The organism is Roseomonas sp. CECT 9278 (assembly GCF_918698155.1).
In the GTDB taxonomy this organism is placed as follows: domain Bacteria; phylum Pseudomonadota; class Alphaproteobacteria; order Acetobacterales; family Acetobacteraceae; genus Neoroseomonas.
Genome location: NZ_CAKKLX010000018.1, coordinates 1 through 21,977 on the forward strand (window position 1 = coordinate 1; position 21,977 = coordinate 21,977).

Here is a 21,977-nt window from a genome sequence, read left to right on the forward strand (position 1 = left end):
CCCCCCCCGAGTCCTCCACACTGCTGATCGTCGGCAGCGTCAGAGGTGTATAAGGGACAGGGCCTGCACGGGCGGTGGCGTCGGGTCGGCGGGCGGCACCGGCCGCGGCGCCTCGGCGACCGGCGCGGGTGCCTCGCGGGGCGGCGGCATCGGGTCGGTCGGGGGTGCCGGCATGGGCTCGGCCACCTGCGCGGGGGCGGGCGCGGCCTCGGGCGGCGCGGGTGGTTCCGGCGCGGCGGGCGGCAGGATGCCGGCCTCGGTCGGCGGGCCCGCATCCGGCGCCGCGATCGCGGGCGGGGGTGGTGGTGGTGGCGGCGGCGGGGCGGCGGCCACCGGGGGCGGCGGGGGGGATGGCGGCTCCGGCGGTGCGGGCGGCTCGGCCACCGCGCCGCCGGGGTCCACCGCATCGGCGAAGACCATCGCAACCGCGCCTTCGGTGGGCGGCTCCGGCTGGGGCTCCAGGATCGGCCAGAGCAGCAGCGCCGCGACCACCGCGCCATGGAACGCCACCGAGGCCAGCATGCCGGCGGCGAGCCACCGCGCATCGGCAGGCGCGGTGCGCGGCGGGATGCGCGGCGGCGCCTTCACAGCACCGGCACGCCCGTGTGCTTCGCCTTGCCCTCGGGTTCGACATGGATGGTGATGATGGCGGTGTCGAGTTCCGCCTTCAGCGCGGCCTCGATGCGGTCGCAGATCTCATGCGACTGCGCGACGGTCATCGCACCCGGCACGACCAGGTGGAATTCCAGGAAGGTGAAGCGCCCGGCGTGGCGGGAGCGCAGGTCATGCGCCTCGATCGCGCCCTCGGCCTGTTCGGCGACGATGCGGCGGATGCGGTCGAGCGTCGCGGCGGGCACCGCCTCGTCCATCAGCCCGCCCACCGATTCGCGCAGCAGCCGGAAGCCCGAGAACAGGATATTGCCCGCCGTCAGCGCGGCCAGCAGCGGGTCGAACCACAGGATGCCCGTCGCGGCCACCAGCCCTACGCCCATGATGACGCCGGCCGAGGTCACCACATCCGACCACAAATGCCGCGCATCGGCGACCAGCGCCGGCGACCGCAGCGCGCGGCCGTGCTTCATCAGGTGCATCGCCCAGGCGGCATTGGCGCCCGATGCCAGGGCCGAGATCGCGAGGCCGAGCGCGGGCTGGTCGGGCGCCCGCGGCGCCGCCAGCGCCCGCCAGGATTCGTTCAGGATCAGCAGCGCCGCGACCACGATCAGCACGCCTTCCAGCACGGCCGAGAAGTATTCGGCCTTGGCATGGCCGTAGGGATGGTTGGCATCGGCGGGCAGCGCGGAGAACCGGACCGCCACCAGCGCGGCCGTCGCGGCGGCGACGTTCACCACGCTCTCCAGCGCATCGGCCAGCAGCGCGACCGACCCGGTGAGCCACCAGGCCGCCGCCTTCAGCGCCAGTACCGCGATGGCCACCACGACGCTGCCGATGGCGAGCGTCGCGGCGTGGCCGAGCCTGCCTTCCACCATGGCGGGGGTTTACCCGCCCCTGCCTAGACCGAGAAGTACTTCGCGCGTGGGTGGTGCAGCACGATCGCCGAGGTCGATTGTTCCGGATGAAGCTGCCATTCGTCGCTGATGGTCACGCCGATGCGTTCCGCATCCAGCAGGCGCAGCAGCGGTTCCTGGTCCTCCAGCTTCGGGCAGGCGGGGTAGCCGAAGGAATAGCGCCCGCCGCGGTAGCCCTGCGACAGCATCTTCTCGATGTCGCGTTCATCCTGCGACGCGAAGCCCCATTCGGCGCGGATGCGCTTGTGGGTGTATTCGGCCATCGCCTCGGCCATCTCGACCGACAGGCCGTGCAGGTACAGGTAGTCCTGGTAGCGGTTCTCCTCGAACCAGTCGCGCGCCAGGTCCGACGCCTTCTGGCCGACGGTGACCACCTGCAGGCCGATCACGTCGCGCTCGGCATCGTCGATGTCGCGCACGAAGTCGGCGATGCATTCGCCATCGGCCTTGGGCTGGCGCGGCATGTTGAAGCGCGCCACCTCGGTCGTGCCGTCCTGTTCGAACAGCACCAGGTCGTTGCCCTGGCCGGCGCACTTCCAGTAGCCGTAGATCGCCTGCGGCTTCAGGATCTTCTGCTCATCCGTCAGCGTCAGCATGCGCTTGAGCACCGGGCGCAGTTCCTGCTTGGCCCAGCCGAGGAAATCATCCAGCGACCGGCCGGCTTTCCGGAAGCCCCACTGGAACTGGTACAGGCTGCGCTCGTTGATGAAGGGCACCAGGGCGCGCGGGTCGGCTTCCATCACGCGTGCACCCCAGAAGGGCGGGTTGGGTGCTGCGCTCTCGGCCGCCACGCGGCGGCGGCGGTCCTGCGCATAGGACAGGTCCACCGGCGCGAAGCCGCGCGGGTCGGCCTGGCCCAGCACGCGCTTCTCGTTCTTCGACTTGCCGGCGCGCTTCGATTGCACGGCACCGAGGTAGCCGTCGAAGTCGTTGCCCATCACCTTGTCCATCAGGTGCAGCCCGTCGAAGGCGTCGCGCGCATAGACCACGCGCCCGCAGGCGTATGCCTTCACGCAATCCTCCTCGACATAGTTGCGCGTCAGCGCCGCGCCGCCCAGCAGCACCGGCACGTCGATCCCCTGGCGGGACATCTCCTCCAGGTTCTCGCGCATCACCACGGTGGATTTCACCAGCAGGCCGGACATGCCGATGGCATGCGCCTTGTGCGACACCGCGGCCTCGACGATCTGCGCCAGCGGCACCTTGATGCCGAGGTTGATGACCTTGTAGCCGTTGTTGGTCAGGATGATGTCGACCAGGTTCTTGCCGATGTCGTGCACATCGCCCTTCACCGTGCCGAGCACGATGATGCCCTTCTCCTGGCCCTCGACCTTTTCCATGTGCGGTTCGAGATACGCCACCGCCGCCTTCATGGTTTCCGCGGATTGCAGCACGAAGGGCAGCTGCATCTTGCCGGCGCCGAACAATTCGCCGACCACCTTCATGCCGTCCAGCAGCACGTCGTTGATGATCGCCAGCGGCGCGATGCCCTTGGCCAGCGCATCGGCGAGTTCATCATCCAGCCCCTTGCGGTCACCGTCGACGATGCGGTCCTTCAGGCGCCCCTCGACCGTCTCGGCCTTCACCTTCGCCACGTTGTCGGCGGCCTTCCGGCCGGCGAAGATCTCCAGCACCTTCTGCAGCGGGTCGTAGCCCTCGCTGCGGCGGTCGAAGATCAGGTCCTCGACGACCTTCACCTCCTCGGCCGGGATCTTGTGCAGCGGCTTGATCTTGGAGACATGCACGATCGCCCCGGTCATGCCGGCCTTCACGGCATGGTCCAGGAACACGCTGTTCAGCACATGCCGCGCCGCCGGGTTCAGGCCGAAGGAAATGTTCGACAGCCCCAGGATGATCTGGATGTCCGGGAATTCCTCCCGGATCATGCGGATGCCCTCCAGCGTCCACAGCCCCAGCTTGCGGTCATCCTCGTTGCCGGTGGCGATGGTGAAGGTCAGCGGGTCGATCATCAGGTCGGATTGCGGCAGGCCGTGCTTCACGCAGGCGAAATCCACCAGGCGGCGGGCGATCCGCAGCTTGTCCTCGGCGGTCTTGGCCATGCCCACTTCGTCGATGGTCAGCGCGATCACCGCGGCGCCGAACTTCTTCGCCAGGATCATGCGGTCGCGCGCGGCACCCTCGCCTTCCTCGAAGTTGATCGAGTTGATGATCGGCTTGCCGCCATGCAGCTTCAGCGCCTGCTCGATCACCGGCGTCTCGGTGGAATCGATCACCAGCGGGCTGTTCACGGACGCGGTGAAGCGGGTGATGACCTCGCTCATCTCGAACATCTCGTCGCGGCCGACGAAGGCGGTGCAGATATCGAGGCTGTTGGACCCTTCCCCCACCTGCTCGCGCCCGATGGCCAGGCAGCTGTCCCAGTCATTGGCTTCCTGCGCCACGCGCCAGGCCTTGGAACCATTGGCGTTGCAGCGTTCGCCGATGGAGAAATACGCGTTCTCCTGCCGCAGCGACGTGGCCGAATACAGCGACGCGACCGACGGCACCCAATGGTACTTCCGGCGCACCGGCAGCGGGCGCGCCGAAGCGCCACCCAGCCGGCGCAGCATCGCATCCAGCGCTTCGATATGCGGCGTGGACGTCCCGCAGCACCCGCCGATCAGGTTGAAGCCGTCCTCGGTGACGAAGCGCTCCATCCAGGTCGCCATCTCGGCCGCGCCCAGCGGGTAGTGGGTCTTGCCATCCACCAGCTCCGGCAGGCCGGCATTGGGCTGCACGCTCAGCAGGCCGGGCCAGTTCTGCGACAGCCAGCGGATATGCTCGGCCATCTCCTGCGGCCCCGTCGCGCAGTTCAGTCCGATCAGCGGCACGTCCAGCGCATGCACCACCGCGGCGGCGGCGGCGATGTCGGGGCCGACCAGCAGCGTGCCGGTGGTCTCGACCGTCACCTGCACGAAGATCGGGATGTCGGACTTCGCCTGCGCGCGCGCGATCTTCGCCGCATTCACCGCGGCCTTGATGTACAGCGTGTCCTGGTTGGTCTCGGTCAGCAGCGCATCGGCACCGCCGGCGATCAGCCCGCGGCATTGTTCCACCAGCGCGGCTTCCAGCTCATCGTATTTGATGTGACCCAGGCTCGGCAGCTTGGTGCCCGGGCCGATATCGCCGATCACCCAGCGGTGGCGGCCATCGGCGAAGCCCTCGCCGGCCTCGCGCGCCAGCTCCACCGCCAGCTTGTTGATCTCGAAGGCGCGCTCGCCCAGCTGGAATTCCTCCAGCGTGATCGGGCTGCCGCCGAAGGTATTGGTCAGCACCATGTCGGCGCCGGCCTCGAAGTAGCTGCGATGGATGTCGCGCACGATGTCGGGGCGCGAGAGGTTCAGCACCTCGGTGCAGTTCTCCTTGTCCCAGTAGTCCTTCATCACATCGAGCGTCATCGACTGCACGCGCGCACCGAACCCGCCATCGCACAGCAGGACCTGGTCGCGAAGGGCGTCGAGCAGATGGGGGCGGGTCATCGGGGCGGTCTCTCTACGAAGTCGCGACAACAACGGGGCGGGTCTTGCGCTCGGCGACCCAGACGCGCACGGGCAACGCGGCCTCGATGGTGGCGGAGCGCGCCGGCACGCAGCCGGTCGCGCCCAGCCACCCGGCGATGGCGGCATCGTCGAAGCCCGGCCAGCGATGCGCGAAGGCACCGCCAAGCAGTTCGGCGCGCGCATGCGGCGCCAGGTCGATCAGCACCAGCGCGCCGCCGGGCCTGAGCACGCGCGCCGCCTCGGCCAGCGCGGCGGCGGGGTCCTCGGCGTAGTGCAGCACCATCTGCAGCGTCACCGCATCGAAGGCGCCATCGGCGATCGGCAGGCGATACATGTCGGCCTGGCGCACCGCGATGTGCGACAGGCCGCGTTCGGCCAGCCGCGTGCGCGCCAGCGCCAGCATATCGCGCGAGGCATCGACGCCGACCCCTTCGTCGATGCGCGACGCCAGGCGCTCCAGCAGCCCGCCGGTGCCGCAGCCGATGTCCAGCAGGCGACCGATGCGCGCCGGCAGGGCGGCGTCGATCGCGGCCTCGATGGCGGCGGCGGGCAGGCCCAGCGCGCCGACCTCGTCCCAGTCGGCGCCGTGGCGGCGGAAGGAATCGGATGCGGCGCGGGCGCGCTCGGCCGCCAGCCGGGCGGCGGCGCGCCGGTCGGCGGCCAGCAGCGGGTCGTCCTCCGGCAGGCGGGCCAGGACCTGGCGCGCCAGGTCGGCATCCTGCGCCAGCTGGAACCAGGCATTGGCCCCTTCGGGCGTGCGCACCAGCAACCCGGCCTCGACCAGAAGCTTCAGGTGGCGCGACAGCCGCGGCTGGGACTGGCCCAGGATGGCGACCAGGTCGGAGACGCACCAGGCCCCCCGCGCGCACAGCGCCAGCAGGCGCAGGCGGGTCGGCTCGGCCACGGCGCGCAATTCGGTGAGCAGGGCATCCATCGCGCGCTGGACATAGTCATAAAGATATCCTTATGTCCAGCAAATGATCGCCTCGCCCCAGGATCCGCGCCTGCCCTTGACGATGCTGGCCGGTCCAGCAGCGCTGGACGGGTACCTGGCGCAGGGTGGGGCCGCCGCGCTGGTCACCGATGCCGCCGCCCCGCCACCCGGCTTCGTCGCCGCCCAGACCATCGCCCGGCGCCCCCTGCATCGCGCGCTGTGCGGTTGCTGCGGCGGCCGCAGCGAAGCGGCGATCGCGCTGGACCGCCTGTTCCAGGCCCGCGCGCGCGGCCATGCGCCGTGGTTCGGGCGCGTCGCGGTGCTGGTCGCCTCCCCTGCCCTGCGACGCGACCTGGAGGCAGCGATCAGCGCGGATGCGCTGACCATGGCGCGCTTCCGCGCGGCCTGATCGCGCCTGCCACGCGGACGGCGACGCCCGGCGGCCGGCTGCAGACCGGCATGGCGGGGCCGGCCGCCCTCGGCGCCGGTCGCGGCCCGTTCAGGGCGGCAGGCTGCGTTCGCCCTCGCCCAGCGCGCGCTGCATGGTCACCACATCCACCCAGCGCCCGAACTTCATGCCCGCCGCCTTCAGCACGCCCACCTGGCGGAAGCCGAGCGAGATATGCAGCCCGATCGACCCGACATTCTCGGAATCGCCGATCACCGCGATCATCTGGCGCAGGCCCTTGGCTTCGGCGCGCGCGATCAGCTCCGCCACCAGCGCCTTGCCGACGCCCTGGCCGCGGATGTCGTCGCGCACATAGACCGAATCCTCGGCGCTGTAGCGATAGGCGGAGCGATCGCGGAACGGCGCGAAATAGCCGTAGCCGAGCACCAGCCCCGTCGCGTCCTCGGCCACCAGCCACGCGCAGCCCGCGCCCTGCACCTTCGCCATGCGGGCGGCCATGTCGGGCTGGTCGGGCGGTTCTTCCTCGAAGGTGCCGGTGCCATGCAGCACGTGGTGGGCGTAGATGGCGGTGATGGCCGGCAGGTCCGCCGGCCCGGCGTCGCGCACGCGCAGGGTCATGCCGGCAGCCCCGCCGCGTCGGCCACACGCTCGGCCAGGGCCAGCAGCGCGCGGTCGCGACCGGGGCCGGCCACCAGGGACAGGCCGACCGGCGCGCCGCCGACCCGCCCGGCCGGGATCGTCACCTCCGGCAGCCCGCACAGGCCAGCGATCGCTGTCACCCCCATCGTCCTCTCCCGCACCCCGTTCTGCTCCGCCTGGGTCGCCGCCAGCAGCGGCGCCGGCCCGGGCGAGGTCGGATACGCCATCACCGCCCCGCCGCCCAGCAGCCCCCACAGGCGCGCCTGCGCGGCGCGGCGGAAGGCACGGCCGGCGGCCGCCTTGGCCGGGTCCATCGCCTTCGCTGCGGCGAAGCGTTCCTTCACGCCGGGACCGAAGGCCGGCTGCGTCGCCTCGATCCAGGGGCCCAGGCTGGCCCAGGCTTCCACCGCCTGCGCGCAGCGGAAGGATTCGTAGAAGGTGTCGAGCCCCTCGGGCGCCACCTGCACCGGCAGCGCCGCGCCCAGCACGGATTCGACCGCGCCGAAGGCATCCGCCAGTGCCGTGGCGGTGGCGGGATCGGCATTGACCCAGGGTTCCTGCACCTTCAGCAGCGGGCCGAGCTCATCCGGATGGCCCGGCGGCAGCAGTACCTCCCCGGCGCGGCGCAGCAGGCTGGCGCGCGCGGCGAACCAGCCCGCGGTGTCATAGGCCGGCCCCAGCGGGCAGGCGCCGGTCAGGCTGACCGCCCCCCAGGACGGCCGGATGCCATAGAGGCCGCAATAGGATGCCGGGATACGCACCGACCCGCCGGTATCCGATCCCATGGCGATGTCGCACAGCCCCGCCGCCACCGCCGCCGCCGACCCGCAGGACGACCCGCCGGGGAAGCGATCCGGCGCCGCCGGATTGACCGGCGTGCCGTGCCAGACATTCTCGCCGGTCAGCCCATAGGCCAGTTCGACGGTCTTGGTCTTGCCGACCAGCCGCGCCCCGGCATCGAGCAGCGCCATCACGACCGCGGCATCCTGCGTGGCCGGCGCATGGGTGCGCGCCCAATCCGGATTGCCATAGCCGGTGATGTCGCCGGCGGTGTCGTACAGGTCCTTCACCGCGAAGGTCAGTCCGGCGAGCGGGCCATCGGGCGCACCGGCGCGCGTGGTCCGCGGTCCCGGCACGAAGGCGCCCACCCGATCCTCGGTCATGCACGTCCCTCCGCTGGCCGGATGCGGCATCCGGACCGGACGCCCGCGCCGCGCATCATCGCGCCATGGGCAGCGAACAGGGGCTGCCCGGGGCGCTGCGCGAAACTGGCGCAGCCGCGGCGGCCTGACAACATGCCATGCCGCCGCGCCATGTCACAGCGTCGCCAGCGCCACCGCCAGGCGGCAGCCGCGCTCGTATTCCGGCAGGTCGACATATTCCTTGATCGTATGGATCTCGTACTGCCCGGCACCGATCGTGACCGACGGCACGCCGTGCTTGCCGGCGATCCAGTTGGCATCCAGCCCGCCATTCGAGAACACCAGCACCGGTTCCATGCCGAGCGATTCGACGGCGCGCTTGGCGTGCGACACGACCGGCCCGTCCTCCGCCAGGCGGAAGGGCGGGTAGGACGGCGTGTGCGTGAAGGTCACCTCGGCCATCGCGCCATCCGACGCCTTCACCGCCTGTTGCGCAGTCTCGAAGGCGGTGCGGAAGCCCTCGGTGATGGCGGCGGCGAAGGCGGCCTCGGGGCTGCGCGCCTCGCCCACCAACACGGCCAGGTCGGTCACCACGTTGGTGGCGTCGCCCGCCGGCTGGCCGGGCTTGCCGCCGAAGATGCCGACATTGCTGGTGCCATGGCCGTCATTCTTGACCACCTTGCCGAACCAGCCGGCCTTGTGCGCCTCGGCCATCGCGATGGACCCGACCAGCGTGGCGGAGATGCCCTTCTCCGGCGCCACGCCGGCATGGGAGGCGCGGCCCTTGATCTCGGCGCGCCAATTCTCCTGGCCGACCGCGCCGATGATGAGCTCGTTCGCCAGCCGCCCATCGACATTGAAGCCGAGTTCCGCGCCAAGCAGGTCGGCGGCGACCAGTTCGCGCGCGCCATGCAGGCCGCTTTCCTCGCGCACCGTGAACAGCAGCGTGATCGGCGGGTGCGGCAGGTCGTGGCGCAGCAGTGTCTCGGCCAGGGTGACCAGCAGCGCGCAGCCGGTGCGGTTGTCCCCGCCCAAAGCCGTGGTGCCGTCGGAGACGATGCGGTCGCCCTCGCGCCGCGGCTTGGCACCGGCGCACAGCGGCACGGTATCGAGGTGCGTCGAGAACAGCAGGCGCTTGCCGGGCCTGGTGCCGGGCAGGTCGACGATCAGGTTGCCGGTCTCGGTCGGCAGCGGGATGCGCTGGTTCGCGGTGTCGAAGCGGATGGCGGAGGCCGGCACGCCGATCGCCTTGAGGTCCTCCACGATGGCCTCGCCGATCGCCTTCTCGTGGCCGGTGACGCCCTCGATGGCGAGGTAGCGCATCAGGCGGTCGGTCGCCGCGGCAGCGTCGAGCAGGCTGGCCGGGGCATTCGGCTGGGACATGGTGGTTTCCTCCTGGGCGGTGGCGCGGCGGTGCGTCCGCGCCATCCTAGCGCGCCGCCGCGCACCCGTCCGCAGCAGGGCGTCCTGCGGGTTTGCCGCGCATCCTGCGCGGCGCCCCGGCTGCCTCGTGGGGGGCGCGGGTTCACGCGCCGCGGACCAGGCGATCCGCGGCGCGTGCCCCGGGCGTTCAGCGCGCGCGCAGCAGTTCCGGCACGCGCAGCAGGATCAGTTCGTTGTCGTCGGCGCGCGTCAAATGCCGCCCGGCGCTGAAGGGCAGGTTGTTGTCGTTGCCGACGATGATGTGGTCGGCATCGACCATCGCCACGTTCTCGATGGTGAAGAAGGGGAAGGTGAAGCGATCGCGCGGCGCATTCGCCGGCAGGTCGCCGCGCAGCCGCGCGACGCCGGCCGGATCGCGGATCGCCATCAGGTCGATATGCGCGATCTTGCGGACATAGCCTTCCGCATCCACCGCGCCGAGGTCGACCAGGTAGATCCGCTTGAAGCGCGCGGGCAGCGGGAAGCAGGGGCGCTCGGCGGTGCTCTGCGTGCCCTGGGCGCAGGCCAGGCCGGGGTCGCCCTCGCCATTGTCGCGCTCGATCACCAGGGCGCGGCGGTCGTCGATCATGTTGAAGTCGCCGATCGCGGTGGCACCGGCTTCCAGGCGGTAGCGCATGGTGCGACCAGTCCAGGCGGCGCGCGCGGTGTCGAGTTCCAGGATGCGCAGGAACGGACCCTCGGGCTGGTCGGACCCAGGCGCGAACAGCGGCTGTTCCAGCAGCGCATACAGGCGCGACCCGTCGGGCGACTGGGCCATGCCCTCATACCCGCCGGACCGCCGCACGCGATACGGCACGCCCTGGGTCGGGCTGGCCGGCACCGCCTGCGCCGGATGATCGGGCGAGCGCAGCGGCTGGCCGTCCAGCATCGTCTCGACCACCCGCAGCACGCGGCCCTGGGCATCGACATGGATCAGGTAGGGGCCGAATTCCTCGCCGATCCAGAAGGTGCCGTCGGCCATCGGCTGGATCGATTCCAGGTCGAAATCCTGGCCGGTCAGGAGGCGCGTCGGCGAGGGGTCGGTGGTGATGTGGAAGGGCACCACGCGGTTGGGGTCGGACAGGAAGATGGTCTGCAGCACCGCCACCTGGCCGGTCGCGAAGTCCGGCCGCACCTTGTGGAACATCAGCAGCGCATCGTGGCTGTTGCGGCGGTTGCCGAAGCCGTTGTCGGTCAGCACCCAATAGGCGCCGGCCTCCCCGCGCACCGGCGCGATGCCCGAGAAGCCCTGCACCGGCTGCCCGCGGAAGGGCAGCGACAGGCCGGTCGGGCGGCGGCCATGCATCGCACCCGTGTCGCCTGGCGTGCTGCCGACCTGGTCGTTGCGCGCATTGCCCGCGCCGGTGAAGCGGCCGGAGACGGCGAAGCCAGGCGGCGCGCCCTCGGGCGGGGCGATGAAGGTCGCCGCCGGCAGGATGGCGTGGCCGGCGAGCGTCGCCTCAAGCCGCTGGTCGGCCAGCGCCGGGCCGGCGGCGATCAGGGCGGTGGCAAGGAGAAGTCGGCGCATGGAACCCCCGTGGTTGGTCATCGGGGGGCGGACCTAGCGCGCGTGGATTGCAGCGGCGTGACGGGCCGGTTGCAGTCAGGGGAACTCGCGCCCGCGGCCTGCAGGCTGCCGACGACCGGGCGGCGGCGGATGGCCGGGCGAAGCTTCGCGCAGGAAGGGGCCAGGCATGGCCACGCCCTGGTTCATCGTCGCAGGCCGCCGGACGAAGCGTGTGCCGGACGGCGCCGGCCAGCCGGCCCGTCCGCCTTCTCCGCGGCCTGCTAACGCCGGAAGTCGGCCAGGCTGCGCTTCGGCCGTCCCGCCGCATCCCAGTTCGCGCCATCCAGCCAGGCCAGCATGGCATCGCGCCGCGCCGGCCATTCCTCCGCCAGGATCGAGAACCAGGCCGTGCTGCGCACCCGCCCCTTCATCACCAGAAGGTCGCGCAGCGTGCCTTCATAGGTGAAGCCCAGCCGGTCCGCCGCACGGCGCGATGGCATGTTCAGCGCATTGCACTTCCACGTCATGCGCCGGTAGCCGAGTTCGTCCATGGCATGGCGCAGCAGCAGGAACATCGATTCCGTCGCCGCGCGGGTGCGCTGCATGCGCGGCGAGAACCAGATGTTGCCGATCTCGATATGCGCGTGGGCGGGGTGGATCTCCATCAGCGTCAGCCAGCCATCCGCGGTGCCGGTGGCATGCGGGCGGATCGCCCAGGCCATCGGGTCGTGCATCGCGGCGAAGCCAGCGACATGGGCGCGCATGGCGGCCTCGGTCGCGAAGGGCCCGGCGCCCAGGTAGGCCCAGGAGGCCTCGGCCGCCTGGGACTGCGCGGCGCGGAACAACTCCGGCGCATGGCGCACATGCAGCGGTTCCAGGTCCACCGAGGCACCGCGATGGGGCACGCGCGCCGGCAGCGGCCGCGGGGTGGGATCCACGAGCGGGCCGACGGGCGGGTCGGTGGCGGGGTCGAAGGGCACGCCCTCGGGCAGGTCTGTCATGCCGGCAGGGAAGCGCGGGGCCGTGGCACGCGCAAGCCGCCCCGCGCTTTCGTGTTGCACCGCACCGGATGACGGACCAAAACCCTGCCGCCATGAACGACGCCATCCTGCCCGCCGCCCCTGCCATCCCCGCCGCCTATTTCGGGGAGCGCGTGACCTGGGTGCACCACTGGACCGAACGCCTGTTCTCCTTCCGCTGCACGCGCGACACCGGCTTCCGCTTCCGCGCCGGCGAATTCGCCATGATCGGGCTGATGGCGAACGGCAAGCCGCTGGTGCGGGCCTATTCCATGGCGTCCCCGACCTGGGACGAGGAGCTCGAATTCCTGTCGATCAAGGTGCAGGACGGGCCGCTCACGTCGCGGCTGCAGCATGTCGCGGTGGGCGATACGGTGCTGGTTGGGCGCAAGCCGACCGGCACGCTGGTGACCGACAACCTGCTGCCCGGCCGAACGCTGTGGCTGCTGGCGACCGGCACGGGCCTCGCACCCTTCCTGTCGCTGGCGCGCGAACCCGATGTCTATGACCGCTTCGACAAGGTCGTGGTCGCGCATACCGTGCGCGAGGAACGCGAACTCGCGCATCGCGCGCTGTTCGAACACGACCTGCCCGCGCATGAATTCCTGGGCGAGATCGTCGCGGGCAAGCTGGCCTACTACCCCTCCGTCACGCGCGAGCCCTTCCGCACCCAGGGCCGCATCACCACGCTGATCGAGACCGGGCGCATCTTCGCGGATCTGGGCGTGCCGGCGTTCGACCCCGCGCATGACCGCGTGATGCTCTGCGGGTCGGAGGCGATGAACCGCGACTGCAAGGCGCTGCTGGAATCGCGGGGCTTCGCGGAAGGCTCGAACAACGCCCCCGGCACCTATGTGGTCGAGAAGGCCTTCGTGACGAAGTAACCGCCCATCGGCGCGCTGCATACGGGCCATCGCGCGGCCGGCGCGCGATCGCCATTGCGCCGCCCAGCGCTGTCGGATATCCGCAATGGTGGTGCAACACGCCGGGTCCGCTGAAGAATGACGCCGGTACTTCGGGAGGCTCGCATGAGCGACGACAAGGCGCCGGTTCCGGCGCGCCGTGGATTCCTCAAGGCCGCCGCTGTGGGCGGCGTTGGCGCGGCGGTCCTCGCCACGCCCAATGTCAGCCGCGCGCAGACCGTGACCTGGCGCTTCCAGTCCACCTGGCCGCAGCGCGACATCTTCCATGAATTCGCCGGCGACTTCGTCACGCGCGTCAACGCCATGGCGGGTGGGCGGCTGCGGATGGAACTGCTGGCCGCGGGTGCGGTGGTCGGCGCGTTCCAGCTGATCGACGCGGTCTCCGCCGGCACGCTCGATGGCGGGCATGGCGTCTCGGCCTATTGGTTCGGCAAGAACAAGGCGTTCAGCCTGTTCGGCACGCCGCCGGCCTGGTTCTACGATGCCAATTCGTATCTCGCGTGGTTCTACTACGGCGGCGGCGAGGCGCTGTACAACGAACTCATCGGCCAGATCCTGCGCGTCAACGTGGTGGGCTTCCAGACCGGCCCGATGCCGACGCAGCCGCTGGGCTGGTTCAAGAACCCGATCACCAATGCGGACCAGATGCGCGGCCTGAAGTACCGCACCGTCGGCCTCGCGACCGACCTGTTCAGCGCCATGGGCGCCGCCGTCACGGCGCTGCCGGGCGGCGAGATCGTGCCCGCGCTGGAACGCGGCGTGATCGACGGCGCCGAGTTCAACAACCCGTCCTCGGACCGCGTGCTCGGCTTCCCGGACGTGGCCAAGAACTACATGATCCAGTCCTACCACCAGAACACCGAGACCTTCGAGGTGCTGTTCAACAAGGGCAAGTACGACGCCCTGCCGGCCGAGCTGAAGGCGATCATCCGCCATTCGGCGGAAGCCGCCTCGGCCGACATGTCGTGGAAGCAGCAGCTGCGCTACCCCAACGACCTGCAGGCGATGGCCGCGACCCAGGGCGTCAACGTGCAGGTCACGCCGCGCCCGGTGCTCGATGCCCAGCTGCGCGCCTGGGACGGCGTGATCCGCAACCTGGAATCGGACGCCTTCTTCAAGAAGGTGACCGACAGCCAGCGCGACTGGTGCCGCCGCGTCTCCGCCTTCTACCTGCGCTACCAGGCGTCCCCGGCGCTGGCCTACAACCACTTCTTCGCGCGCAGCTAGACCCGCGGCACCGGCGACGCGACGCCCGCCCCGCGACGAACGGGGCGGGCGTTCGCACGAAATTGGGGAGGCCCAGGCAATGGGCGTGCAGTCACTCCTGCTCGGGATCGACCGGCTCAGTGCCTTCGTGGGCAAGGCCTTCGCCTGGTGCATCATCCTGCTGACCGGCGTGGTCGTCTATGAAGTGACCATGCGCTACGTGTTCCGCGCGCCGACCTCCTGGGCCTACGACGTCTCCTACATGCTGTACGGCACGCTGTTCATGATGGCGGGCGCCTATGCGCTGTCGCGCAACGGGCATGTGCGCGGCGACTTCCTGTACCGCGGCTTCCGACCGGCGAACCAGGCGCGGCTCGACCTGCTGCTGTACGTGCTGTTCTTCTTCCCGGCGATCTTCGCCTTCATGATCTCGGGCTGGGATTTCGCCTACATCTCGTTCCGGCAGAACGAACACAGCGCCTTCAGCCCGGCGGGGCCGGTGATCTGGCCCTTCAAGTTCCTGATCCCGGTCACCGGCGTGCTGCTGCTGCTCCAGGGTGTGGCGGAGGTGATCCGCTGCATCCGCTGCATCCGCACCGGCGAATGGCCCGAGCGCCTGTCGGATGTCGAGGAGCTGGAGAACCAGATCCTCGCCGCCGCGGCCGAGCGCGACCCCGAGGAACTGGCGCGCGAGATGGCCACGACCGGCCACATCCCCGGCGAACGCGCCGGCGACGAGGCGAGCGGACGCTGATGATGCCGCATGCCAGCCAGGCCAGCCCGCAGCGCGCCTCCGCGGGCGGAAGGCGCGACCGCGCCCGCACCACCATCGGCACCCCGCGCGGCGGCGCAGGGCGCGAAAGCCAAGCGGCCGCAGGCCGCGCCCGGCGCATGAGGGCAGGAAACCGATGACCGACGGCGCGCTGGGGCTGCTGCAGCTCTTTCTGTTCCTGTTCTTCATCATGCTGGGCTTCCCCATCGCCTTCACGCTGATGGCGATGGGCCTGTTCTTCGGCTACCTCGGCATGCAGGAACGCATCTTCGACCTGCTGGTGCAGCGCACCTACTCGGTCATGGCGAACGACGTGCTGATCAGCGTGCCGCTGTTCGTGCTGATGGGCTACATCATCGAACGCGCCAATATCCTGGACCGGCTGTTCCGATCCCTGCAGATGGCGTCGGGCAATATCCCCGGCTCGCTGGCCGTCGCGACACTTGCCACCTGCGCGCTGTTCGCCACCGCCACCGGCATCGTCGGCGCCGTGGTCACGCTGATGGGCCTGCTGGCCTTTCCCGCCATGCTGCGCGCGGGCTACGACGTGAAGCTGGCATCGGGCGTGGTGGCGGCGGGCGGGTGCCTGGGCATCCTGATCCCGCCCTCCATCATGCTGATCCTGTTCGGCGCGACGGCGGGGGTGAGCGTGGTGCAGCTGTACGCCGCGGCGTTCATCCCGGGCGTGATGCTGGCGTCGCTGTACATCCTCTATGCGATCGGCATCGCCATCGTGAAGCCCTCGGTCGCACCGCGCCTGCCGCCGGAGGAAGTCAACGTCCCGTTCAGCCGCATCCTGCTGTCGCTGGCGACCTCCTTCATCCCGCTGGCGGCGCTGATCGGCATGGTGCTGGGGGCGATCATGATGGGCCTCGCGACACCTTCCGAGGCGGCGGCGATGGGCTCGCTCGGCTCCATCCTGCTCGCCATCATCTACCGGTCCTTCACCTGGGCGAAGCTGAAGGAGAGCGTGTATCTGACCGCCCGCACCTCGGCGATGGTGTGCTGGTTGTTCGTGGGCTCGGCGATCTTCTCCTCGGTGTTCGGCTACCTCGGCGGGCAGGACCTGGTCGAGCAGTTCTTCAAGTCGCTGCCGCTCAACACGCTGACGTTCATGCTGTTGGCGCAGGGGCTGATCTTCGTGCTCGGCTGGCCGCTGGAATGGACCGAGATCATCGTCATCTTCGTGCCGATCTTCCTGCCGCTGCTGGATGATTTCGGCGTGAACCCGCTGTTCTTCGGGGTGATGGTGGCGTTGAACCTGCAGACCAGCTTCCTGTCGCCGCCGGTGGCGATGGCAGCCTTCTACCTGAAGGGCGTGGCGCCCAAGCATGTCCGGCTGGAGGACATCTTCCGCGGCTGCATGCCCTTCATCTACATCGTCGTCTTCACCATGGCCTGCGTGTACGTCTTCCCCGGGATCGTCACCTGGCTGCCGTCCTACCTGTACGATGTGCCGCAGACCGGCGGATCGGGCGCGGATGTGCTGCAGGCCCCCTCCGGCGGCTTCCAGGTCGACGAGGAACCGCAACTGCCCTCGTTGAACTGAGCATGGACCAGCACGCGCGCGCGGCGCTCGCGGCCGCGATCGTCGAGGCCTTCGAGACCGGCCTGCCGATCACGCCGATCCCGCCCGGCCTCGGCCCCGCCGATGCCGACACCGGGGAGGCGATCGCCGAGCTGGCGCTGGACATGCTGGGCGCCGCCCCCTGCGGCCTGCGGCTGGTGCTCCAGCCCGATGGCGGCGCGCGCATCGGCCCGATGCTGGACTCCCGGCTGCTGCGCGACGATGCCAGCCTGCCCGTCGCGGCGCTGCGCCACGCGCGCATCAGCGCCGCCGCGGTCGGCGTGCTGGGCGAGGCGCTGGACCCCGCGGCCGCAACGCCGCCGGTGCTCGCCGGTGTGCACGCCGCCCTCGACATCGCGACCAGCCGCTTCCGCGACGGCGCGGGTGGTGTCGGGGAGGAGGCCGCCGATCTCGGCGGGCTTGGATACGTGGTCATCGGGCGCCGGGGCGCGCTGCCGGCGGGCGCCATCACGGCGTCCTGCGCGGTGGAACCGAAGCGGCCGCGCGGGGTGCCGGTGGACCTCGCGGCGGCCTTCGCGGCGGCCGCGGGCGCGGCGCGCGGCCTGGGCGGGCTGCCGGCCGGCGGGCTGCTGGTGGTGGCCGGTCTGACCCCGCCTGCCCTACCGTCGGGCGGGCAGGACTGGACGGCGCGCCTCAGGGGCTTCGGCCGCGCGCGCGTGCGGCTGGCAGAGGCACCGGCGCCTGCGCCTGCGTAGCGGTATTTCCGCGCGCCCAGGCTCGCGGCAAGGCGGTGTGGGCGCGCGCAGCGTCACGCGAACCGACGCCGCCCGCCGATCGTGCGCTGCCTCGCGCCGGCCCGGTCAGCCCTGCGCGTAGGCGCGCACGAAGGCGGCGATCCCCGCGCCGGCCCACAGCGCCAGCGCCGCGGCCCCGATCCGCTCGGCATGCCACATCAGCCGCCGCTGCCAGATGCGGCGTGCTGTCTCCTGCAGGCGCGCGGCATCGGCCTGCGCCACGATCTCCGGATTGCGGGCGGCGAAGATGCACCAGAATTCGGTGCGCCGCACGTCGCGCACCGAACTCCGCCACGCCAGCACGAGCAGCCCGCAGCACAGGAAGCCGGTCATCGCGGCGCCGCTGCGCAGCGCCAGCGCCATGTCGAAGGACAGCGCGATCATCACCGTCGCGATCGCCAGCGAGAAGAAGCCGCAGGCCCGGCGGATCGACAGGTCTATGCAGAGCGGGATCTCGTGCATCGCGCGCCCGGAGGTTGACCCCGCCATTCTGCGCCGGATGCGGCGGCGCCCGCCAAGGGTTTCGTCGGTCGCCGCCCAGCCTGCGTGTCGGAACCGGCCCTGTGGGCGCTGCTCGGGCCGCCTGCGCGCGCCTCATTGCCCGATCAGGTCAGTCCCATCGGATCGGGATCTGCTTCAACCTGCCGGCCCGCGCGTGGCCAGGCCGTGCAGCGCGGCGCTCAGCGCAGCCCGGCCAGCAGCAGCAGCGCCGCGGCGCCGGCCCAGACCGCCATGGCGGTGGGCAGCGACAGGCCGATCCGCTCGGCGATCGCGGCCGGCACCGCGGCGGCCAGCAGCGTCGCGGTCGAGACGATCAGCGAGGCGCCGTAGAACACGATCTCCCGCGTGGCGGGCAGCATTTCCGGCATCCAGACCGGGTGCAGGTGCCAGACCACCGGCAGCATCGGGCTGACCAGGCCGTTCAGCAGGCAGATCGCCACGGTCACGACGAACAGGTTCTGCGGCGTCACGGTGTCGGCCCCGGCGGGGTGATGCTGGGTGCCAGGCCCGCGCCCAGCATCGCCAGGCCGAAGACGGTGCGCGCGGCGAACAGCCAGAAGGCTGCGACCAGCGGCAGGAAGGGCGCGGTGACGTAGGACGGCACCATCCGTCGCGCCAGCCACACCGCCCATCCGGTCAGCAGCACGAAGCCGCGCCAGATGTAGTTGGTGCTGTCGGGCGCCATGAAGGCCTGCATCATGAAGCGCCCCAGGCAGCCCCAGGCGGTCAGCGCGAGGATGTAGGTCACCACCCAGAAGGCGAGGTGCCCGAAGACGAAATCCGGCTGCATGGCGTCCGTGCGAGATGATACCGGCGGCACGCGCGCCTGGCAGGTGCCGGGCGCCGCCGGCTGGCTGGCGATGGCCGGGCAAACCGGAATCTGCCGGACCGCCCCGCGGGAAACCTTGTCGTCCTGCGCGGGCGATCGAAGCTGTCATCCGCCCGCAGGCAGGGGCGGCCGCGTCTCCCGCGACCGCCCCGTCCGTGGTCCGCGCCCGACGGGGCGCGGCTGACTTATTCCACCGCCGCCTTCTGGTCGGCCAGGCGCACGCCGCCGCGCGGCACGCGGATGTCCTCGATGAAGTCCTGCATCGCCTTGGACGGCGCCGGCGTGACCATCGACAGCACCCAGATGGTGATGAAGGACAGCGGCACGCCGATGATGCCGCCGGAGATGTTGTTGATCGCCCACAACCGCCCGACCAGGCGGCCGCGCAGCGCCACCGTGTCGGTCGGCAGCCCGGTGCCGAAGATATTGCCGAACCAGGCGAGCGCCCCGTCCTGCACCGACGCCGCATTGGCCACCATGGCCGCCGCCTGCGCCTTGATCTCCGGCGACATGGGCAGGTTCGCCACCTGCCGCGCGGCGGCAAGGATGGCGTCCTTGTTGCCGAACAGCTGCACGAAGTCCCAGCCGTAGAACTCGGTGTGGATCAGGTAGCCGAAGGTGGCGGCATAGCCCACCGCCATGCCCGCGCAGGCCGCGATGTTCGTGGTGCGCTTGTACCACACGCCCATCACCAGCGCGGCGAACAGCCCCGCCGCGGCGATGGAGAAGGCCCAGGCCACCAGGAACAGGATGTCCGCGCCCATGTTGCCCGCCGTCCAGGCCGCGATGAGCGCCACGAAGATCAGCAGCACGCGGGAGATCACCAGCCGCCGCGCCGTGGGCGCCTTGGGGTCGATCATCTTGTAGTACACGTCGTGCGACAGCGCGTTGGCCAGCGCCAGCAGCAACCCGTCCGCGGTGGACAGCGCCGCCGCCAGGCCGCCCGCCGCGACCAGCCCCGCGATCACATAGGGCAGCCCCGCGATCTCGGGCGTGGCGAGCACCACCACGTCCGGATGGATGCGGAATTCGCCCCATTGCAGGATGCCGTCGCGGTTGACGTCGACGATGTTCACCCAGGGCGTGCCGTAGGGGCTGATGATCTGCCAGTTCTTCACCCAGTCGGGCAGGGCCGCGATCGGCTGGCCGATCAGCGTCTGGTAGATCTCGAGCTTGCCGAAGGCGGCATAGGCCGGTGCCGTGAAGTACAGCAGGAAGATGAAGAACAGCGACCAGGCCACCGACTGCCGTGCCTCACGCACCGACGGCGTGGTGAAGTAGCGCATCAGGATATGCGGCAGCGCGGCGGTGCCGACCATCAGGCAGAACACCAGGGCGAAGAAGTTCACCATGGCGGCCATCGAGAACTGGCCGTTCGCCCCCACGAAGGGTGCGGTGTAGAAGCCCGTGACCCCGGGTGGCGGTGTCTGCCCCGCCGCGCGGAACGCGGCCTCGAAGCCCTCGATGCGTTCGAGCGCGATGCCGTACATCAGCTGCGGCACCGGCACGCCGGTCACCTTCACCGACATCAGGATGGCCGGCAGCAGGTAAGCGATGATCAGGATGATGTACTGCGCCACCTGGGTCCAGGTGACCGCGCGCATCCCGCCCAGCATCGAGCACACCAGGATGCCCGCCAGGCCGAGGAACACCGCCATGGCGAAGGACACATCGAGGAAGCGCTGGGTGATGATGCCCACGCCCACGATCTGCGCCACCACGTACACGAAGGACGCGGTGATCAGCACCACGACGCCGAGCGAGCGCGCCAGGTTGCCGCCGTACCGCGCGCCCAGGAAGTCCGGCACCGTGTACTGGCCGAATTTTCGCAGGTACGGCGCCAGCAGGATCGCCACCAGCATGTAGCCGCCGGTCCAGCCCAGGATGAAGGCCAGCCCGCCATAGCCAAGCGCATAGAGCGACCCGGCCATGCCGATGAAGGACGCGGCCGACATCCAGTCCGACCCGGTCGCCATGCCGTTGTACAGCGCGGGCACGCGCCGCCCGGCCACGTAGTATTCGGCCACCACCGCCGTGCGGCTGATGATGCCGATATACGCGTAGACGCCGATGGTCAGGAAGACGAACAGGTAGCCGATGATCCGGTCCGGCACGCCCATCTGTTCAAGGATGGCGAGCAGCACGACGAAGACCGCGAAACCGCCCGTATACCCGGCATAGATCTTGCCGAGCTGGGCGATGAACGGATCCTTTTCCTTGGCGGAGGCGCTCATGGGATCAATCCTCCTGCACGCCGAATTCTTCGTCGATCTGGTTCTGCCGGCGGGCGAACCAGAACAGGCCGACCACGAAGATGATCAGGCTGCCCTGCGCCGCCATGTAGTAGGACAGCGGGAAGCCGAGGATGCGGACGCCAAACAGCTGCGTCGCGAAGAAATGGACCGCGAACCCGAAGATGAACCACACCGCCAGCAGCAGCAGCATCAGCCCTGATGTCTTGGACCAATAGGCCCGCGCCGTCGCCGGATCGATCGCGGCGGTCTGCGCACTCACCGGCTCATTGCCGGATTCGACCAAAGGCATCCGTCTCTCCCCCCATGGCCGTCGGACCTTCGTCCTCACGGCATCGCCGCGACTCGGCTGGACCGGCATTCTTGCCGACATCTCACGCCATCGTCACCTGCTAAGGCGCTACCATGCGCTTCCGACGCGGCGCAACATCCTTTCCCTTCACCGGCGGAGCGCGATCATTTTCCCCTTCAGCCTGCTGCGCCCGCGCAAGTCCGTGAATCCCGCCGATTTCGGCAGCTTCCTGCAGCGCCAGGCGGTCTTCGTCGCGCAGAAGACCGTGATCGACTATTGCCGCGTCAAGTCCGGCCGGCAGGAGAAGCGGCTGTTCGACGACCCCGACTTCCAGGCCGCCCTGCGCCATTGCCGCTGGCAGACCTACCTGGCGGCGCTGGCCGACGTGTTCCTGCTGGGCGAAGCCTGGCTGCGGCCCCATGCCCCGGGCGGCGCGGGCGACCTCGCGGCGCGGATCGTCGCGCTGCACGCGGCCGCGCTGGCCACCGAGGCGCCGCCGGCGGCCGAGGCCGCGGATGCCGCGCAGGCGCTGCGGGCCTTCCCCGGGCAGCTCGCCGCGCGCCAGCAGGCCGCGCCGGCCCCCATCAACACGGTGCCGCTGCTCGCCCAGGCGCCGCTTTTCGCGACGCTGCCGATCCACCCCGACCAGCGGGTCGGCGAGGCACCCTCGATCCGCGGCGCGCTGCGCTTCCACATGGTGGCGACCGAACAGGAGATGGAGCGCCGCTTCGATGCGCCGGGGCTCGCGGCGCAACTGCTTGCCGATCACTCTCCTTAACGAC

General features: G+C 70.5%; 21 protein-coding genes. 7 read left to right on the plus strand and 14 right to left on the minus strand.

Features of this window, described 5'->3' with window-relative positions; all coding sequences use genetic code 11:
• Window positions 1–39 precede the first annotated feature (39 nt).
• The 4 genes from LQ222_RS13280 to LQ222_RS13295 are packed head-to-tail and all read right to left on the minus strand — an operon-like array spanning window position 40 to window position 5,960.
• A complete protein-coding gene (locus tag LQ222_RS13280) occupies window positions 40–588 on the minus strand; it encodes a hypothetical protein (RefSeq protein WP_230167023.1) in 549 nt (182 codons plus the stop codon).
• Window positions 585–1,487 (minus strand): cation diffusion facilitator family transporter, encoded by a 903-nt coding sequence (locus LQ222_RS13285; RefSeq protein ID WP_230167025.1) that lies wholly within the window; start codon window positions 1,485–1,487, stop codon window positions 585–587. The genes LQ222_RS13280 and LQ222_RS13285 overlap by 4 nt, the downstream gene beginning before the upstream one ends.
• A gap of 23 nt (window positions 1,488–1,510) precedes the next feature.
• A complete protein-coding gene (gene metH / locus LQ222_RS13290) occupies window positions 1,511–5,005 on the minus strand; it encodes a methionine synthase (protein ID WP_230167026.1) in 3,495 nt (1,164 codons plus the stop codon).
• Between the two features lie 13 nt (window positions 5,006–5,018).
• A complete protein-coding gene (locus LQ222_RS13295) occupies window positions 5,019–5,960 on the minus strand; it encodes a metalloregulator ArsR/SmtB family transcription factor (protein ID WP_230167028.1) in 942 nt (313 codons plus the stop codon).
• Between the two features lie 76 nt (window positions 5,961–6,036).
• Between LQ222_RS13295 and LQ222_RS13300 the strand changes: the two genes are divergently transcribed.
• Window positions 6,037–6,369 (plus strand): hypothetical protein, encoded by a 333-nt coding sequence (locus LQ222_RS13300; RefSeq protein ID WP_230167030.1) that lies wholly within the window; start codon window positions 6,037–6,039, stop codon window positions 6,367–6,369.
• Window positions 6,370–6,459: 90 nt separating this feature from the next.
• Here LQ222_RS13300 and LQ222_RS13305 read toward each other — a convergent pair whose 3' ends face one another.
• From LQ222_RS13305 to LQ222_RS13325, 5 genes are all read right to left on the minus strand, one after another.
• A complete protein-coding gene (locus tag LQ222_RS13305; protein WP_374202167.1) occupies window positions 6,460–6,987 on the minus strand; it encodes a GNAT family N-acetyltransferase in 528 nt (175 codons plus the stop codon).
• A complete protein-coding gene (locus LQ222_RS13310; RefSeq protein WP_230167031.1) occupies window positions 6,984–8,171 on the minus strand; it encodes an amidase in 1,188 nt (395 codons plus the stop codon). Before LQ222_RS13310 ends, LQ222_RS13305 begins: the two co-directional genes overlap by 4 nt.
• 153 nt (window positions 8,172–8,324) lie before the next feature.
• A complete protein-coding gene (locus LQ222_RS13315; RefSeq protein ID WP_230167033.1) occupies window positions 8,325–9,533 on the minus strand; it encodes a M20/M25/M40 family metallo-hydrolase in 1,209 nt (402 codons plus the stop codon).
• 187 nt (window positions 9,534–9,720) lie between these two features.
• Window positions 9,721–11,100, minus strand: coding sequence for an esterase-like activity of phytase family protein (locus LQ222_RS13320; protein ID WP_230167035.1), 1,380 nt, complete (start codon window positions 11,098–11,100; stop codon window positions 9,721–9,723).
• Window positions 11,101–11,360: 260 nt separating this feature from the next.
• Entirely contained in the window at window positions 11,361–12,080 is a 720-nt protein-coding gene (locus LQ222_RS13325) for a GNAT family N-acetyltransferase (RefSeq protein ID WP_230167037.1), read from the minus strand.
• A 92-nt stretch (window positions 12,081–12,172) separates the two neighbouring features.
• On the opposite strand from LQ222_RS13325, the gene LQ222_RS13330 reads away from it, so the two are divergent.
• The 5 genes from LQ222_RS13330 to LQ222_RS13350 all read left to right on the plus strand — a co-directional run bounded on the left by LQ222_RS13330 (window position 12,173) and on the right by LQ222_RS13350 (window position 17,282).
• Window positions 12,173–12,982 (plus strand): ferredoxin--NADP reductase, encoded by an 810-nt coding sequence (locus LQ222_RS13330; protein ID WP_230167038.1) that lies wholly within the window; start codon window positions 12,173–12,175, stop codon window positions 12,980–12,982.
• A 144-nt stretch (window positions 12,983–13,126) separates the two neighbouring features.
• Complete coding sequence (locus LQ222_RS13335) at window positions 13,127–14,248, plus strand: TRAP transporter substrate-binding protein (protein WP_230167040.1); 1,122 nt, start codon at window positions 13,127–13,129, stop codon at window positions 14,246–14,248.
• Between the two features lie 85 nt (window positions 14,249–14,333).
• The gene (locus tag LQ222_RS13340; protein ID WP_230167042.1) at window positions 14,334–14,981 is read left to right on the plus strand and encodes a TRAP transporter small permease subunit; all 648 of its coding nucleotides are present in this window, start codon (window positions 14,334–14,336) and stop codon (window positions 14,979–14,981) included.
• 154 nt (window positions 14,982–15,135) lie between these two features.
• A complete protein-coding gene (locus LQ222_RS13345; RefSeq protein ID WP_230167044.1) occupies window positions 15,136–16,548 on the plus strand; it encodes a TRAP transporter large permease subunit in 1,413 nt (470 codons plus the stop codon).
• Window positions 16,549–16,550: 2 nt separating this feature from the next.
• Window positions 16,551–17,282 carry a hypothetical protein gene (locus tag LQ222_RS13350; RefSeq protein ID WP_230167046.1) on the plus strand — a complete coding sequence of 244 codons (732 nt, stop codon included), beginning with the start codon at window positions 16,551–16,553 and terminating at the stop codon, window positions 17,280–17,282.
• Between the two features lie 105 nt (window positions 17,283–17,387).
• Here LQ222_RS13350 and LQ222_RS13355 read toward each other — a convergent pair whose 3' ends face one another.
• The 5 genes from LQ222_RS13355 to LQ222_RS13375 form a co-directional block, all read right to left on the minus strand.
• Window positions 17,388–17,810 carry a hypothetical protein gene (locus LQ222_RS13355; RefSeq protein ID WP_230167048.1) on the minus strand — a complete coding sequence of 141 codons (423 nt, stop codon included), beginning with the start codon at window positions 17,808–17,810 and terminating at the stop codon, window positions 17,388–17,390.
• A gap of 191 nt (window positions 17,811–18,001) precedes the next feature.
• Window positions 18,002–18,292, minus strand: a complete 291-nt coding sequence (locus LQ222_RS13360) for a hypothetical protein (protein ID WP_230167050.1) — start codon at window positions 18,290–18,292, stop codon at window positions 18,002–18,004.
• Window positions 18,289–18,612, minus strand: coding sequence for a YggT family protein (locus tag LQ222_RS13365; RefSeq protein WP_230167052.1), 324 nt, complete (start codon window positions 18,610–18,612; stop codon window positions 18,289–18,291). Before LQ222_RS13365 ends, LQ222_RS13360 begins: the two co-directional genes overlap by 4 nt.
• A 224-nt stretch (window positions 18,613–18,836) precedes the next feature.
• Window positions 18,837–20,885, minus strand: a complete 2,049-nt coding sequence (locus tag LQ222_RS13370; RefSeq protein WP_230167053.1) for a sodium:solute symporter family protein — start codon at window positions 20,883–20,885, stop codon at window positions 18,837–18,839.
• Between the two features lie 4 nt (window positions 20,886–20,889).
• Complete coding sequence (locus LQ222_RS13375) at window positions 20,890–21,195, minus strand: DUF4212 domain-containing protein (protein ID WP_230167055.1); 306 nt, start codon at window positions 21,193–21,195, stop codon at window positions 20,890–20,892.
• Between the two features lie 202 nt (window positions 21,196–21,397).
• Between LQ222_RS13375 and LQ222_RS13380 the strand changes: the two genes are divergently transcribed.
• The gene (locus tag LQ222_RS13380) at window positions 21,398–21,973 is read left to right on the plus strand and encodes a hypothetical protein (protein ID WP_230167057.1); all 576 of its coding nucleotides are present in this window, start codon (window positions 21,398–21,400) and stop codon (window positions 21,971–21,973) included.
• The last annotated feature ends 4 nt before the right edge of the window (window positions 21,974–21,977 follow it).